The organism is Mesorhizobium sp. B263B2A (genome assembly GCF_020165775.1).
Taxonomy (GTDB): Bacteria; Pseudomonadota; Alphaproteobacteria; order Rhizobiales; family Rhizobiaceae; genus Mesorhizobium; species Mesorhizobium opportunistum.
In genome coordinates this window covers 18,367-33,759 of record NZ_JAIUIU010000026.1, presented here as the reverse complement: position 1 = coordinate 33,759, position 15,393 = coordinate 18,367, and the positions used below count along the sequence as shown (strand labels likewise).

Here is a 15,393-nt window from a genome sequence, read left to right as displayed (position 1 = left end):
ACGGGGAGAAGGAAGAACCCTCAATACTTCTCCGGCACGTAGAGTTCGCGCGGCAGGACTTGGCGCTCATATTCCGGGTTGAAGACGCGCTCGGGCAGCGTGATCTCCTCGTGCGGCACCTCTTCATACGGCAGTTGCTTCAGCAGATGATCGATGCAGTTCAGCCGCGCGCGCTTCTTGTCGTTGCCTTCGACGATGAACCACGGCGCCTCGGGAATGTTGGTGCGGGCGAAGGTTTCTTCCTTGGCCTTGGTGTACTGTTCCCAGCGCACGCGCGACTGCAGGTCCATCGGTGACAGCTTCCACTGCTTCATCGGATCGTGGATGCGCATCAGGAAGCGCATCTGCTGTTCCTCGTCGGTGATCGAGAACCAGTATTTGACCACGGTGATGCCCGAGCGCACCAGCATGCGCTCGAACTCCGGCACGTCGTGGAAGAACTCCTCGACCTGCTCCGGTCCGGCAAAACCCATCACCCGTTCGACGCCGGAACGGTTGTACCAGGAGCGGTCGAACAGCACGATCTCGCCACCGGCTGGCAGATGCGGGACGTAGCGCTGGAAATACCATTGCGATTTCTCGCGCTCGGTCGGCGCCGGCAGTGCCACGACGCGGCAGATGCGCGGATTGAGCCGCTGGGTGATGCGCTTGATGACACCGCCCTTGCCGGCGGAGTCGCGGCCCTCGAAAATCACCACCAGCTTCTTCCTGTGATAGGCGACCCATGACTGCAGCTTGATCAGCTCCGACTGCAAGGTGATCAGGTCGCGGAAATATTGCATGCGGTCGATCGAAGGCGGATGCGAGTTCTTGTAGATCTTGGCGATCTCCATCGACAGCGCCGGTTCCGACATTTCGAGCTCATAGTCTTCGTCGAGCGTGTCGGCGAGCTCGGCTTCGAGCCAGTCTTTTGCAGGGGAATTCTGTCTTAGCTCGGTCATATCAGTTGCTCCGCGTGCAAGCCTGTCGGTTTATGTCCCGGCGCCCCAACCCTGCTGGCCCGCGGCCTGGAACGGAACACCTTAGCCGAATTCAATATAGGCCGGCAGTGACGGTTTTATTGCAGCCCGAGCACGATCGCCGGCGCTGCAAATTCCGCGAAATATGATCGATCGTCGTCCCGGCATGGCGACAAACCGGGCGAATTGTCCTACAAATCCCCGGTCGCATTCCGGGCTGCCCTTTCGCGCCGCCCCAATTCAACACAATCGCGAGGATTGACATGGAATACCGTACTCTCGGCCGTTCCGGCCTGAAGGTTTCGACACTGACCATGGGCACCATGACCTTCGGCGGCGCCGGCCCGTTCGCCGCTGTCGGCAACAGCGATCTCGCCGAAGCCAAACGGATGATCGACATGTGCATCGATGCCGGCATCAATCTTCTCGACACCGCCAATGTCTATTCGAACGGCATCTCGGAAGAGATCATTGGCGAAGCACTCGGCGGCAAGCGCAAGAACGACGTGCTGATCGCCTCCAAGGCGAGGATGCGGATCGGCAAAGGGCCCAACGACGAAGGCCTGTCGCGCTATCACCTGATCCGCGAATGCGAGAGGAGCCTGAAGCGGCTCAAGACCGATGTCATCGACATCTATTTCCTGCACGAATGGGACGGCCTGACCCCACTTGAGGAAACCATCGCCGCGCTCGACACCTTGGTCGGCCAGGGCAAGATCCGCTATGTCGGCTGCTCCAACTACTCCGGCTGGCAGGTGATGAAGGGGCTCGCCGTCAGCGACAGCCATCACCAGCCGCGCTTTGTCACTCAGCAGATCCACTACACGCTGGAGGCGCGCGAGGCAGAGTATGAATTGCTGCCGATCTCTGTCGACCAGGGGCTCGGCGTGCTGGTGTGGAGCCCGCTTGCCGGCGGATTGCTGTCCGGCAAATACCGCCGCGACAGCCCCACCGCCCGGCAGCTCGCCGGCTGGTCCGAGCCGCCGATCCGGGACGAGGACCGGCTTTGGCGGATCGTCGACGTGCTGGTCGAAATCGGCAAGGCCCGGGGCGTTTCCGCGGCGCAGGTGGCGCTTGCCTGGCTGCTCGGCCGCCCCGCCGTCTCCTCCCTGGTGATCGGCGCCCGCAACGATGCCCAGCTCAAGGACAATCTCGCAGCCGCCGCCCTGGAACTCAGTGCCGACGAACGCCAGCGCCTCGACGCGGTCAGCCGGCCGCCTTTGCTCTATCCCTACTGGCACCAGCAACTGACGGCAAAGGATCGCTTCGGCCCCGCCGACACCGTTCTCGATCGCAGCGCCATCTGACGGACATCAGGATCTAGCCCCCGATGAACCGCCAGAGTTCGGGATAGGGTTCGATCTGGCCGCTGAGCACGAAATATTTGTAGAGCACGAGCAGGGAGATCGCCTGCTCGTCTCGCTGGTTGGAGAACTTGCGGCAATGCGCATTGGCCGCGAGGACGATGCGCTCCGCCGCAGCCGGGTGGCGTTCGAAATAGCTTACTTTTTCGGCCAGATCGGCGAAATCCGGATCGAGCGGCACATAGTGGACATTGGCCTCGAGCTGGCTCTCCCTAAACCACGTTTCGTAGGTCGGCGGCGGCATCAGGCAGAGCGAGTTCGAATTCATGATCCACTTCAGATTGGTCGCCACGTCATTGCCCTCCAGCGAGACGATGTAGCGATAGCGCAGGTGCTGGCCGATGCTGAGAAAGGGCTTGCTGTACTTTGCCGGCGCGTTCGGCTTGTGCGAGCCCGCATCGCAGAACGGCAGGTCGCGCACGGCATCCAGAAACCTTGTCCTGAGCGGATTGTTGAGATCGCCACGCCAGACCACGGCCGGCAGTTTGTCGGCGAAGGCAACCGTGTCGACAGGCATGTAGAAGTGGCGGAACTTGTTGAACTTCATGAGCACCGCATTGTCGTTGTCGGCCTGGATCGGGCGATCCTTGACGAATGACGGCACCTTGGGCACCTCGATGACGTCGCCAAACTCCAGGTCGAGGCGCAGTCCGGCATCGAAGTAACGGGCAAATTCCTTCAGGTCGTAGTAATACATGCTGCGTGTCGACGGCAGGCTGTCGATACGGACGGCATCGGGGCTGGGCGAGAACGTGTCGTGCAGTTTGTTGTAGTCGTTCAATCGTTGGCGGACGGCCTCATCGGAGAGCCTGGCCTGCTCGAGGCGACCTGCCAGCCGTCGTCGGAAGATTGCCTGTGGTGCGACATCGCGTATGACATTCCGCGCATAGTAGAAAACCTTTTGGGTCGTTCGCTGTATGGTGGCCATCGTTCTCTGATCAAAACAAGCGCCAGCAAACGCACGACAGCCGAAATAGTTCCTCGCGCGCTCCCGCGTGGTCGTGTCAGAGATTTCGCAAAAATGGGCGGCGCATCCAAATGGTGACAGCGCGCTTGGCCACAGGGACCGGCTATGTCGCCGGCAACTATCCCGTTATGTAGTGCCAGACATCGGCATCCGGCTTGATCTGGCCGCTGAGCACGAAATATTTGTAGAGCACCAGCAGGGAGATCGCCTGTTCGGTCTGCTCATTGTCGAACGTCCGGCAATAGGCGTTCGCGGCCGCGACGATGCGCTCGGCCTTCGCCGGGTGCCGCTCGAAAAAAGCCACATGTTCAGCAAGGTCGGAGAAGTCCGCTGCGAGCGGCACGTAGTGAACATTGGCCTCGAGCTGCCGCTCCGCGAACCATGTCTCGTATGTCGGAGGCGGCATCAGGCAGAGTGACTTCGAGTTCAATATCCATTTGAGGTTGGTCGCCACGTCGTTGCCTTCGAGCGAAACGATGTAGCGATAGCGTTGGTGCTGGCGGATGGTGAGAAAGGGCTTGGCATACTCCGCCGGCGCGTTGGCCTTGTGCGAGCCGGCGTCGCAGAACGGCAGGTCGCGCGCCGCTTCCAGAAACCGTGTCCTGATCGGATTGTTGAGATCGCCGCGCCAGACCACCGCCGGCAGCTTATCGGCAAACGGGATCGTATCGGTCGGCATCTGGAAATGGCGAAACTTGTCGAGCTTCATGATGACCGCGTTGCTGTCGTCGTCACGGATCGGCCGATCCTTGACGATCGAAGGCACCTTCGGCACCTTCATGACGTCTCCGAACTGGACGTCGATCAGCAAGCCGGGATCGAAGTAGCGGGCAAACTCCTTCAGGTCGTAATAATACATGGTCGGAGTGAAGGGCAGCTCGCTGATGCGCACGGCCTTTGCGCTTGGCGTGAAACCATCCTGCAGCTTGTTGTAGTAATTCAGCCGCCGGCGCGCCGGCTCGCCGGAAAGCCTGGCCGTTTCGAGACGAGCGGCCAGCCTGCGTCGAAACAGGGCTTGGGGAATGACGTCGCGCGCGACGTTTCGCGCATAATAGAACACTCTCGCCGTCGTCCGCGCAATTGTGGCCATGGTTCACTTGATCAAAACAAACAGGCAGCTCTCAATTCGTTGGCGCCCCGACGCTTCCTACACCATTGTGCCGCGCATCTGGCAAGCCCTCCCCAACCGCGGAAGCGAACGCCGCGGTACTTTTGCCTCGGCTGTTGTGTTTGGCGGCTAATGCTCCTAGGCAAGGTTTGAGCCGCAAGGCAGGTCAAAAAGGAGCCGATATGGCGCGAGCACCAAACTACGATCAGGAACGCAAGGAACGCGACCGGCAAAAGGCAGCCAAGAAGGCCGAAAAGCAGGCCGCCAAGGTCGCCGCGCGGGAACGGTCCAAGCCGGAGACCGAGACCGACGCCGAAACAGAGGAATGACGGCAAGAGGCCCGCGAATGCGGGCCTCGTCTCAGTCCAATGGCTCGTCTCAATCCGATTGGATTGCGTCAAGCGGGCGCCTTGTCGCTGACGAAAACGTCGACTTCACGCGCCGCCGCGATGAAGGCACGCCTGGCATTCATGGCCGGCTTGTCGCCGGCCAGCGCGTCATGACAGGCCTGCAGCGCCGCACGGTGCTTGGGGCTGCGCTTGCCGGGCCAGCTGTTGAGGAGGTAATCGGAAGCCTCGCGGGCCGAACGCAAGAGCTGAGTGCTTCCCGCCGTGACGGACTTGACGGTCACGGGTGTTTCAAATCGGTTGTTTTCCATCGCCGCTCTTACGCCATCGGCATCCATGAAGCGAGGCCGAAAGTGCGCTTTGTATCGGGACGCAGCCTTTTCACAGCGATCGCCCCCGCCTTGTGCAGACCGCGCTAGGCAGCGACCACGGCAAAACCCCTGGCGCGAAGCCCGCGTCGATCGTTGGCGAGCGACGTCACCAGCCGGTCACGGCTGCCAACGATGTGGGCTGAAAGCCGGCGGGCCGCTTCATCGGCATCGCCAAGGCGTGCTGCCTCCAGGATAGCGCGATGCTCGGCCCAGGCACGGCCAAGGGCGGCTTCGTCGCGAACCTCCAGCCAGCGGGCGCGCGACAGCCGCGTCATGGCATCGCGAACGGCGCGGAACAGGAATTCATTGCCCGACAGGCGCGCCAGCTCGATGTGAAAGTCCATGCCAACGCGATGCCACTCCTCGCGCGGCGTGCTTTCGTCGCAGGAATCGAGCATCGCCTCGATGACATCGATGGCATTCCCGTCGACGTGCGTGCATGTCAGCCGCAGAGCCGCGACCTCGACCGCTTCGCGATAGACCGCGATCTGCTCGAGCTCGGCAAGGTTGATGGGCGACACCGTCCAGCCGCGCCCGTCCCTGCTGACCAGCCCCTCGGTCTCCAGCCGCAGAAGCGCTGCCCTGACCGGCGTGCGCGAGGCGCCGAAGCGGCCTTCGATCCAACGCTCCGTCAGCCGCTCCCCCGGTCCGACCTCGAGCCCAAGGATCATCTCGCGCAACCGCCGTTCGACATTCTGCATCTGCGACATCGCGCTCGCCTTTCCGAAGCCGCATTGACAGCAGCGGGGTTGAAGTTCATGACGTATACCAGTTTGGTATCCCAAAACGGTATCCGCAACAAGTGCTGGTATCGAGCAGGCAGGACATGACGCAGGAAGACACCCGACAAAGCGGCTACAACATCCACTGGCGGCGCAATCTCGCCGTCTGCTTCGCTGGCTCGTTCAGCACGCTCATCGCCATGACCCTGCTGCTGCCTTTCCTGCCGCTCTATGTCGAACAGCTCGGCGCGCAGGGACATGCGGCCATCGTGCAGTGGTCCGGCATCGCCTATGGCGCCACCTTCTTCGCCGCGGCCATGGTTGCGCCGCTATGGGGACGCCTGGGCGACCGCTACGGCCGCAAGGTGATGCTGGTGCGCGCCAGTTTCGGCATGGCGATCTGCATGTCGCTGACAGGCATGGTCGAAACGGTCTGGCAGTTGGTGCTGCTGCGCCTGCTGATCGGCTTTGCCGGCGGCTATTCCTCGGGTTCGACCATATTGGTGGCCATGCAGACGCCCAAGGACCGCTCTGGCTGGGCGCTCGGCGTCCTGTCGGCGGGGATCACAGCGGGCTCGCTGGTCGGCCCCCTGCTCGGCGGCGCCCTGCCGCCGGTCATCGGCATCCGCGCCACCTTCCTGTTGTCCGGCGGCGTCATCTTCCTTGCCTTCCTGGCCACGACCTTCCTGATCAAGGAGACCCCCCGCCCGAAGGCAGCCAAAGCGGCTTCGGCGGCAAAGCCGAAGAGCGGCTGGTCGCAGATCCCGGACAAGCGTCCGGTCGTGGCCATGCTGACAACCGGAATGCTGCTTGCGTTCGCCACCATGTCGATCGAGCCGATCATCACCGTCTATGTGCAGCAGCTCATCGAGGATCAGAGCCGGGTGACGCTGGTCGCCGGCGTGGTGATGTCGGCGGCGGCGCTAGGCACCATCCTGTCGGCCTCCTGGCTCGGCAAGCTCGCCGACCGCGTCGGCCACTGGAACGTCGTCGTGGGCGCGCTCGCTGTCTCGGCCCTGCTGCTCATTCCGCAGGCTTTCGTCACCGACAGCTGGCAGTTGATAGGACTGCGCTTCCTGATGGGCCTGGCGCTTGGCGGCCTGCTGCCCTGCATCACCAGCGTCATCCGCCACAACGTCCCCGACGGTGTCGGCGGCAATGTGCTTGGCCTGGCGATTTCGGCGCAATATGTCGGGCAGGTCGCCGGACCCTTGACCGGCGGCTTCGTCGGCGGCCACTTCGGCATGCCGGCGGTGTTTCTCGGCACATCGGTGCTGATGGCTGGCGGCGCCGTCTACAACTGGATTGTCCAGTCGCGGCGGACACGGCATATGCTGCTGGAGGCCGGCGAGCCCCTGAGGGATTCGCCCAAGTCAGCAATCGAAGGGCCGCGCTATCATGAGTCTCGCTGAATCCAGCGCCAGCCGCATCCTCGTGCTTGCCGGCGGTCTCGTCGGTGCGGCAGGTGTGGCACTGTCGGCGGCGGCCGCGCACCGTGGCGGCGCCTTTACCGGCACGGCCGCATCGTTCCTCCTGATGCACGCACCGGTGTTTCTCGCCGTCGGCCTTGCCGGTGCGAACCGCTTGCTGCGGATGGCCAGCTTGGCCCTGCTTGTCGGGCTCGTGCTTTTCGCGGGCGATCTGCTCGCCCGCGACTTTCTCGGATCGAGACTGTTTCCGATGTCGGCGCCGATCAGCGGCTCCCTGCTCATCGCAGGCTGGCTGGCGATTGCCGCCTCCGCCTTGGTGCGCCCAAGATCCTGAGATGCCGAACGGTCAGTCCCGGTGACGTTCGGATCGGACCCAAAGGTCGCGACCGCGCGAGGCTAGCCTTGTCCGGCGCGGCGCCTCGGGCCGCTCGGCGGCCGGCGCGATGCCCCAATAGTTGCGATAGATGTCTTCGAACAGATGCTTGACGGGATGCATGGTTTTTCTCTCTCTTGAATTGAATCGATCCAATCGGTGAGCACAAAAAGGCTGCGCCGATCAGCTCCGCTTGCGTTCCACCAGAAAGCGAAGGTCCCGAATCCATGGGCCGGCATGATTTCGACGCCTGGATCTGTTGGCAGCTGACACAATGCTCCAGTCGTTGCGATAGATGTCTTGAAACAGATAGTTGACGGGATGCATGGCGCACCTCCCCCTTCGGTCATTTCGGCAGCCTGAATCTGCCGGTTTGGATCGATTCAAAGATAGACCCCCGGCCACCGTTGGTCAAGCAGAATTTGAATCGATCCAACGAAAGTGCTAGATGCAAGCCCGGAACGTGCTAAATGCATGTCAGGAGGCACGCGCAAAATGGCGTCACTCACCGCAGGCAATCGACGACCCGTCCGGCTGGCCGACATCGCCAAGGCCGCAGGTGTCTCGCATGGCACCGCGTCCAATGTCTTCAGCCGCCCCGAGATCGTGCGCGAGGAAGTCCGTGAACGGGTCAAGGCGGCTGCAGAGGCGATGGGCTATGGCGGGCCGGATCCGAAGGGCCGGCTGCTGCGGGCCGGCAAGGTCAATGCCATCGGCGTGGCCACCGCCGAGCCCCTCTCCTACTTCTTCGACGATCCCTTCGCGCGCGTCATGATGGCGGGCATCTCGCAGGCCTGCGACGCAACCGGGGCCGGGATTTCCCTGGTCTCGGCCGCCAACAACGAACAGCTTGCCTGGAACATCCAGAGCGCGCTGGTCGACGGCTTCATCGTCTTCTGCATCGAAGGCGGCTCGCGCCTGGTGGAACTGGCACGCGAGCGCAAACTGCCGTTCGTGGCGCTCGATCTGGATTCGCAGGACGGATCGGTCGCGGCGATCGGCGTCGACAACATCGCCGGCGCCGGCCTGGCGGCGCGCCATCTCACCGATCTCGGACATCGCCGCTTTGCCGTCCTGGCGCTGCCTTTCGCCGACGACAGGACAGGTCTTGTGTCGCCCGAGCAGGTTCGCGCCGCGACCTATGCGGGGACGCGCGACCGCCTCACCGGTTATCTCCAGGAGCTTTCGCGGGTTGGCGTCGACATATCCAAAGTGCCCGTCTACGAGACCGCCAACGATGCGGCCACCACGAAAGCGGGGCTTGAAGCCATCTTCGCTTCCAGCGAGCCGCCCACCGCCATCCTGGCGATGTCCGACAGGACAGCCCTGGTGGCGCTCGAATGGCTGAGCGCGCGCGGGCTGGCCGTGCCCGGCGACGTTTCCGTCATCGGCTTCGACGGCGTTCCGGAAGCAGCGACGTCCGAGCCGCCCTTGACCACGATCGCCCAGCCCATCGCCGAGATCGGCCGCCTTGCCGTCAAGGCGATCCTGGAGAGCGACGGCAGGGTCAGCCGGCAGCTTCTGCCTGTCGAACTGATCGTGCGGGCCTCGTCGGCTCCGCCACGCGGCTGAGCCGTGCGGCCAAGCTCAGCGATTGGCTCTCGCCACGGCGGAGATGCCGAAAGGCGCGCGGACCGGCGCGACATCCTTTTGCGTCGCGCGGGCTTTGCCCGAGCCTGCGACGGTCGACAGCCATTCGAGATAGAAGGCGAGCGCGAACTGCATGGCGATGCCGGCCGATAGCAGCAGGCTGTCATAGACGAGCCCGCCCGGATTGATCAGCCTCATCACCTGGGCGAGCATGGCAATCAGCGTGCCGGCGATGAAGACCGGAAGCGAGCGCTTGCCCAGTATCGCCAGCGGATGGTCGGGGCTGGTCCGGAACAGGCCGGAGAGCGCCGGCAGGGCAACGACGAGATAGCTGACCGCCAGGATGTGCAACAGCCGCGGCAGCGACAGGAAGGTCTTGTCGAAGCCGCCGATCACCACGGGCAGCTTGAACCAGGTTATCTGCCCCCACAGCGGACTGTGCACCCAGACCAGCGCCGTCAGCACATAGGCCGCGGCGGCGCCGACCAGCCAGCGATTGACCGGGATGACACCGCCACGCCTGACATGCAGCATGGCGGCCAGGCCGATGTTGAACAGGAACTGCCAGGACAGCGGGTTCAGGAACCAGAAGCCAGGCTCGGGATAGTTGGGCGGGGCGATCTGCCAGATGCCGGCGACGAGCCATAGCCCACCGGACACGACAAGTGCGGCGACGGGCCTGTAGCTGACGAACAGGACAAAGGCCGGCGCCATCAAAAGCAGCACGGCATAGACAGGCAGGATGTTGTTGTAGCCGAGCTGATGGCCGAGCGTGACGATGCCGACCAGCACTTCCGGCGGGTTCTTCATCAGCGGCTCGATGTTGATCAGCCTCAGCAGGTCCGGCCGCCTGGCAAACACCGCCACGGCGCAGAACAGGGCCATCACCGCCATGGTCGTCACGATGTGGGTGACGTAGAGCACACCCGCCCGCCGCCACATCTTCAAGGTTGCGAGAAGCCGGCCGCCCGGCCGGAATTTCGTGCCGTAGGCGAGCGCGACCGAGATGCCGGAGATCAGCACGAACGCCTCGGCGGCGTCCGAGAAACCGAAATTCTTGTAGGTCAGGACCTCGAAAGCCGTGCCCGGCACATGGTCGACGAAGATGGTGAGCAAGGCGAGCGCGCGCAGTACATCGATACGCGTATCGCGTTCCGGCGAAATGGGGGTGGTCATCGACAAAAGGCCTCAAAGCTGGTTGTTCATGTCCAGCAATGCGACCCCCGGGGCGCACCGCTTCGATTCCTCCCACGGGAGTGTATCGGCGCAGAAACGGGCTGGAATGCGCCCGGTTCAATCAACTTTCGCGGAGCATGAAAATATTGCGTTTTGAAGCCGGCAAATTCAGCGAAACCTCATATAATCAAGAGGATGCGGAATGATGGGCGACAGCGTCGAAAACGGCTCGTTGCTTATGGATCTGGCCTTTCCCTACCGGCTCCTGGGTGCCGGCGGGAGCCGCCGTGAATGCCTGTTCCTGCTCCATGGTTCCGGTGTCGACGAGACGACCCTGGTGGCGCTGGCGAGACAGATCGCGCCCGACGCCATGCTGATCGCAGCGCGTGGCCGGATCCCCCAGGAGGACGGTTTTCGCTGGTTCGAGCGGATCACCCCAACGCGATTCGAACAGCAGAGCATCATTGCCGAAACCGCCGCTTTCGCGGCATTCGCCGGCGAAGCGGCCAAGCGCCATGGGCTTGAGCTCGCCCGGGCAACATTCCTCGGCTATTCGAACGGCGCCAATCTGGTTTCAAGCCTGATGCTGCTGCATCCAGGCATCGTGCGCGGGGCGGCGCTGCTGAGGCCGATGCCTGTGCTCGAAATGCCTGAGCCCGAAATGCCTGTACTCGACCAGGCGCCGGCGGCGACCCTCATCGGGACACGAACGCTGATCATCGCCGGAGCAGCCGACGAGACCTACGGTCCCTTCGCGCCTGCACTGGTGACGCTGCTCAGCCGCCACGGCAGCGAGATCGACGCCCGGATCATTCCTTCGGGCCACGAAATCGGTGAGCCGGACGCGGCGATCGTCAGGCAATGGCTGGCGGGACAGGCGGCGATACAGCGAAGCTGAGGGCTCTGTCCCGAACGGTCAGAGTGTCGATCTGCGCTCGGCCGTGCGGGCCTGCGGAATCCGCGTGGAGAGCTAGCGCCTATCCCCGCCCCATCCTGTTCCAGGCATCAAGTCCGGCGATCTTGTAGGCCTCGGCAAGCGTCGGGTAGTTGAAGGTGTTGGTGACGAAGAAGTCGACCGTGCCGCCGAGATTTATCACCGCCTGGCCGATGTGGATGAGTTCGGTAGCGCCCTCGCCGACGATGTGCGCGCCGAGCAGGCGACGCGTTTCGATCGAGAACAACAGTTTCAGGAAGCCGGTGTTGACGCCCATGATGTGGCCGCGCGACGTCTCGCGGAAGCGCGCCACGCCGACCTCGTAGGCGGCGCCACTCTCGCGCACCTGTTCCTCGGACTGGCCGACGGTCGAGATTTCCGGCACCGCATAGATGCCGTAAGGGAATGTCTCCGGCGGCGGCGGCAATGCCACGCCGAAGGCATGGCAGGCGGCGACCCTGCCCTGCTCCATCGAGGTGGAGGCGAGGCTCGGAAAGCCGATGACGTCGCCAGCGGCATAAATGTTGGGCACGCTGGTCTGAAAGGTCTGCGGGTCGACCTTGATGCGGCCTCGGGCATCGGCATCGATGCCGACCACATCCAGCCCCAGGCTGCCGACATTGCCGGTGCGGCCGGCAGCGTAGAGCACGACCTCGGAGCGGATGGTGCGGCCATCGGCCAGTTCCACCTCGGCGGCTTCGGGCTTGGAGCGGATTTCCTTCACCGCGCTGCCCAGCCTTATCGTCATGCCGCGATCACGCATCTGATGGATGAAATCGTCGACGATTTCGCGATCGACGAAATCGAGGATGGAGCTGCGCGGCTCAACCAGCGTCACCGGCACGTCGAGAGCGGAAAAAATCGTGGCGTATTCGACACCGATGACGCCGGCGCCGATCACCGTGAGCGTGCGCGGCAAGCGGTCGAGCTCCAGCATCTCGTCGCTGTCGAAGACGCGGGTCTTGTCGAAGGGCACGTCGCGCGGCCGGTGCGGCCTGGTGCCGACGGCGATCAGCGCATTGGCGAAACCGACTTCGCTGTAGTCGCCATTGTCGGTCGTCAGGCTGACCTTGTTTGGACCGAGAAATTTTACCGCGGCACGTGCGCTCTTGACCGTGTTGCGCATGAACTGGTGCTGCAGCACCTCGACCTCATGGTCGAGCGTCTTGTGGAGCCGCTCGACCAGGTCGCCGACCGAGATATCCTGCTTGACCCGGTAGCCGCGTCCATAAAAGCCGCGTTCGCGCCAGCCCGAGAGGTTGAGCACCGTTTCGCGCAGCGTCTTGGAAGGGATGGTGCCGGTATGCACCGAGACGCCGCCAAGACGCCGGCCCCGATCGACCACCAGCACCGATTTGCCGAGCTTGGCGGACTGCACCGCGGCGCGGCGGCCTGAAGGGCCGCTGCCGATGACCAGCATGTCGTAGTCCATAGTGCCCCGTTCCCCTGCCCCTCGGCGCTTTGGTGCGCCGCAGCAAGCTAATGCCATTCGCGCGGCAAATTCAACCGGTTCAGCTTGCGCCAGACGCCGTTCCGTCCTCGCACCCGCAATGAAGCCCGATCTTGATTCCGGCACGGGACTTCACCATTTCATTGTCGAGCGGCCCGCACCCTATGTCGGGCGCTGTTACGAGGAAATGACATGAACGCGCGCGTTCTCGACGGCGAAATCATCAACACCAGGCTCGACGATGTCAGGGCCTATGAAGGCGTGCGCACAAGGCGCATCCTGGCTTTCGTGCTCGACTATATCATCGTCGCGCTGCTCACCATTCCGTTCGCCATACTGGTGTTCTTCCTCGGGCTCTTGACCCTCGGCCTTGGCTGGGTGCTGTTTGGCGTCCTCGTGCCGGCCGTTGCCATCCTCTACATCTGGAACACGCTGGGCAGCGCCGACCAGGCCACCACGGGCATGAAGATGATGGGCATCCGCCTCGACCGGCTCGACGGCCGGCCGATCGACGGGCTCACCGCGGTCGTCCATTCCGTGCTGTTCTGGGCCGGCAACGTCATCCTGTCGCCGCTCGTCCTGCTGGTGACCCTGTTTGCCGACCGCAAGCGCACGCTGCATGACCTTCTGCTCGGCACCGTGGTCAGCCGCACCGGCCGTTGACGGCATTTTCTGGAAGCGCTACCGCCATATCGGCACAAATGTGAAGGCGTCTGTTCGCCCACACCTTCACAATCCTGTTGAATTTTTCGCTTTCCGCGCCAAAGGTAGAGCGACTCGAAGGAGTGTTTCCAAGGCTCGATGACGCAGCACCCGACCCAGTCGCCGCAGTTCTTCCTGACCGCGCCGTCGCCGTGCCCCTACCTCGACGGTCAGTTCGAGCGCAAGGTGTTCACGCATCTGGTCGGCGACAAGGCGTCGGAGATGAATGATCTCCTCACGCAAGGCGGCTTCCGGCGCTCGCAGAACATCGCCTACAGACCGGCCTGCGAGACCTGCCGCGCCTGTGTGTCCGTGCGCATCCTGGCCCAGGAATTCGTTGCCAGCCGCAACATGAAGCGCGTGCTGCAGCATAATTCCGACCTCGTCGGCGCCATGCATAATGCCGAGCCCTCGACTGAACAATATTCGCTGTTCCGCAGCTATCTCGATGCACGCCACCGCCGTGGCGGCATGTCCGACATGACGGTGCTCGACTACGCCATGATGGTCGAGGATACCCATGTCGACACCAAGGTGATCGAGTACCGGCGGCGCGGCCCCGACACCTTCATCACAGGCAAGGGCCAGGGCGAACTGATCGCGGTGGCGCTCACCGACAAGATGGCCGACGGCCTGTCGATGGTCTATTCCTACTTCAATCCCGATTTCGAAAGCCGTTCGCTCGGCACGTTCATGATCCTCGACCACATCGCCCGAGCCAGGGCGATGGGCCTGCCCCATGTCTACCTCGGCTACTGGGTCAATGGCTCGCGCAAGATGAATTATAAGATGCGCTTCATGCCGCAGGAGCATCTCGGCCCCAAGGGCTGGGAACGCTACATCAACGAAGCGGTTTCACGCTGAGTTTTTCCACGGTCCGCCCTTAAACTGTTTCAAGGCAGGGGATGCTGGTCTTTCAGCCGGTTGGCTGGAGAGTGCGCCATTGCACCAGCCGGCCGCCAGCCTGCATTTCATTGCGAAAGTTCCTGCATGTCCTCTCATTACGATCACCAGAAAGGTCTTTTGATAACCGCCCTCGGCGGGCTCACGCTGACTGTCGATATACCGTTGATCCGCCTCGCCGACGGAGGCGCATGGTCGATCATGCTGCTGCGGACCGGCACGACTTTCGTGGCGGCCATGATCATCTGGTCGGTCTGGCGGGCACTCAGCCGAAACGCCCCGCCGCTCATCCCCGGCTGGTCCGGCCTGATCGTGGCGATATGCTACGGGCTGACCGGGATCACCTTCGTCACCGCCGTCTACCACACCTCGACCGCCGACCTGGTGTTCATCCTGGCCTTCAACACCGTGTTCGCGGGCTTGCTGTCTTGGATATTCCTGAGGGAAAGGCCACGGCTTGTGACCATCGCGGCGATGGCGATCATGATCCTCGGCGTGCTGGTCATCGTCGGCGGCTCGGTCGGCACCGGCAAGCTGTTCGGTGATTTCATGGCGCTGTGCTCGGCCTTCTTCATCGCGGTGGCCATCACCATCTCGCGCGCCAGCGGCAAGGACATGGGATTCACCTCGCTCGTCGGCGTCCTTCTGCCGCTCGCGCTGGCGGCCTTCATGGTGTCAGGCGAAGGCTTTCATGTGAACGCGCCATGGTGGATCGTCTTCAACGGCGCCGTCATCATGCCGATCTCGTTCTTCTGCCTCGCCGCCGGGCCGAAATACATTTCGGGACCGGAAGTGGCGATGTTCTACCTGCTCGAAACCGTGCTGGCGCCGGTCTGGGTGTGGATGATCTTTGCCGAGGCACCGACCCGCAACAGCCTGATCGGCGGCGCGATCCTGATCGTCACGCTGGTCGCGCACTCGCTCTGGCAGCTGCATGAAGGGCGCAAGCGCCGGGTCGATTTCGCGGTGCCCCACCCGGTCTAGCGACAATTCGGCT

Annotated in this window: 17 protein-coding genes; 9 read left to right on the top strand and 8 right to left on the bottom strand. The window is 63.2% G+C overall.

Annotation, left to right across the window (positions count from 1 at the left end; genetic code table 11):
* Positions 1-20 precede the first annotated feature (20 nt).
* The gene (gene ppk2 / locus LB568_RS28285; RefSeq protein WP_013896009.1) at positions 21-941 is read right to left on the bottom strand and encodes a polyphosphate kinase 2; all 921 of its coding nucleotides are present in this window, start codon (positions 939-941) and stop codon (positions 21-23) included.
* 281 nt (positions 942-1,222) lie between these two features.
* Between ppk2 and LB568_RS28280 the strand changes: the two genes are divergently transcribed.
* Positions 1,223-2,266 carry an aldo/keto reductase gene (locus tag LB568_RS28280; protein WP_140571404.1) on the top strand — a complete coding sequence of 348 codons (1,044 nt, stop codon included), beginning with the start codon at positions 1,223-1,225 and terminating at the stop codon, positions 2,264-2,266.
* Positions 2,267-2,279: 13 nt separating this feature from the next.
* Here the strand turns inward: LB568_RS28280 and LB568_RS28275 are convergent, their stop codons facing one another.
* Both LB568_RS28275 and LB568_RS28270 read right to left on the bottom strand, forming a co-directional pair.
* On the bottom strand, positions 2,280-3,251 hold the full coding sequence (locus LB568_RS28275; protein WP_140571406.1) for a glycosyl transferase family 90: 972 nt from the start codon (positions 3,249-3,251) through the stop codon (positions 2,280-2,282).
* Positions 3,252-3,408: 157 nt separating this feature from the next.
* Entirely contained in the window at positions 3,409-4,380 is a 972-nt protein-coding gene (locus LB568_RS28270; RefSeq protein ID WP_140571408.1) for a glycosyl transferase family 90, read from the bottom strand.
* Positions 4,381-4,580: 200 nt separating this feature from the next.
* On the opposite strand from LB568_RS28270, the gene LB568_RS28265 reads away from it, so the two are divergent.
* Complete coding sequence (locus tag LB568_RS28265; protein ID WP_013896013.1) at positions 4,581-4,727, top strand: hypothetical protein; 147 nt, start codon at positions 4,581-4,583, stop codon at positions 4,725-4,727.
* Between the two features lie 68 nt (positions 4,728-4,795).
* Here LB568_RS28265 and LB568_RS28260 read toward each other — a convergent pair whose 3' ends face one another.
* Both LB568_RS28260 and LB568_RS28255 read right to left on the bottom strand, forming a co-directional pair.
* A complete protein-coding gene (locus LB568_RS28260; RefSeq protein WP_013896014.1) occupies positions 4,796-5,056 on the bottom strand; it encodes a DUF982 domain-containing protein in 261 nt (86 codons plus the stop codon).
* Positions 5,057-5,160: 104 nt separating this feature from the next.
* Positions 5,161-5,826, bottom strand: a complete 666-nt coding sequence (locus tag LB568_RS28255) for a GntR family transcriptional regulator (protein WP_224731849.1) — start codon at positions 5,824-5,826, stop codon at positions 5,161-5,163.
* Between the two features lie 116 nt (positions 5,827-5,942).
* Between LB568_RS28255 and LB568_RS28250 the strand changes: the two genes are divergently transcribed.
* Both LB568_RS28250 and LB568_RS28245 read left to right on the top strand, forming a co-directional pair.
* Positions 5,943-7,250, top strand: a complete 1,308-nt coding sequence (locus tag LB568_RS28250) for a multidrug efflux MFS transporter (RefSeq protein ID WP_224731848.1) — start codon at positions 5,943-5,945, stop codon at positions 7,248-7,250.
* Positions 7,237-7,602, top strand: a complete 366-nt coding sequence (locus LB568_RS28245) for a DUF423 domain-containing protein (RefSeq protein WP_224731847.1) — start codon at positions 7,237-7,239, stop codon at positions 7,600-7,602. Before LB568_RS28250 ends, LB568_RS28245 begins: the two co-directional genes overlap by 14 nt.
* 12 nt (positions 7,603-7,614) lie before the next feature.
* On the opposite strand, the gene LB568_RS28240 is transcribed toward LB568_RS28245, so the two are convergent.
* Complete coding sequence (locus tag LB568_RS28240) at positions 7,615-7,764, bottom strand: hypothetical protein (RefSeq protein ID WP_013896018.1); 150 nt, start codon at positions 7,762-7,764, stop codon at positions 7,615-7,617.
* Positions 7,765-8,136: 372 nt separating this feature from the next.
* Here LB568_RS28240 and LB568_RS28235 point away from each other — a divergent pair, with 372 nt between their 5' ends.
* Positions 8,137-9,213, top strand: coding sequence for a substrate-binding domain-containing protein (locus LB568_RS28235; RefSeq protein WP_224731846.1), 1,077 nt, complete (start codon positions 8,137-8,139; stop codon positions 9,211-9,213).
* A gap of 15 nt (positions 9,214-9,228) precedes the next feature.
* Here LB568_RS28235 and LB568_RS28230 read toward each other — a convergent pair whose 3' ends face one another.
* On the bottom strand, positions 9,229-10,407 hold the full coding sequence (locus LB568_RS28230; RefSeq protein ID WP_224731845.1) for an OpgC family protein: 1,179 nt from the start codon (positions 10,405-10,407) through the stop codon (positions 9,229-9,231).
* Positions 10,408-10,609: 202 nt separating this feature from the next.
* Here LB568_RS28230 and LB568_RS28225 point away from each other — a divergent pair, with 202 nt between their 5' ends.
* Positions 10,610-11,305, top strand: coding sequence for an alpha/beta hydrolase (locus LB568_RS28225; RefSeq protein ID WP_140571415.1), 696 nt, complete (start codon positions 10,610-10,612; stop codon positions 11,303-11,305).
* Between the two features lie 79 nt (positions 11,306-11,384).
* Here the strand turns inward: LB568_RS28225 and sthA are convergent, their stop codons facing one another.
* Positions 11,385-12,773, bottom strand: coding sequence for a Si-specific NAD(P)(+) transhydrogenase (gene sthA, locus LB568_RS28220; RefSeq protein WP_224731844.1), 1,389 nt, complete (start codon positions 12,771-12,773; stop codon positions 11,385-11,387).
* Positions 12,774-12,983: 210 nt separating this feature from the next.
* On the opposite strand from sthA, the gene LB568_RS28215 reads away from it, so the two are divergent.
* The 3 genes from LB568_RS28215 to LB568_RS28205 all read left to right on the top strand — a co-directional run bounded on the left by LB568_RS28215 (position 12,984) and on the right by LB568_RS28205 (position 15,380).
* Positions 12,984-13,454 carry an RDD family protein gene (locus tag LB568_RS28215; RefSeq protein WP_140571419.1) on the top strand — a complete coding sequence of 157 codons (471 nt, stop codon included), beginning with the start codon at positions 12,984-12,986 and terminating at the stop codon, positions 13,452-13,454.
* A 138-nt stretch (positions 13,455-13,592) separates the two neighbouring features.
* Positions 13,593-14,357, top strand: a complete 765-nt coding sequence (locus tag LB568_RS28210) for an arginyltransferase (protein WP_013896025.1) — start codon at positions 13,593-13,595, stop codon at positions 14,355-14,357.
* Positions 14,358-14,483: 126 nt separating this feature from the next.
* On the top strand, positions 14,484-15,380 hold the full coding sequence (locus tag LB568_RS28205; protein ID WP_224731843.1) for a DMT family transporter: 897 nt from the start codon (positions 14,484-14,486) through the stop codon (positions 15,378-15,380).
* Positions 15,381-15,393: the final 13 nt, after the last annotated feature.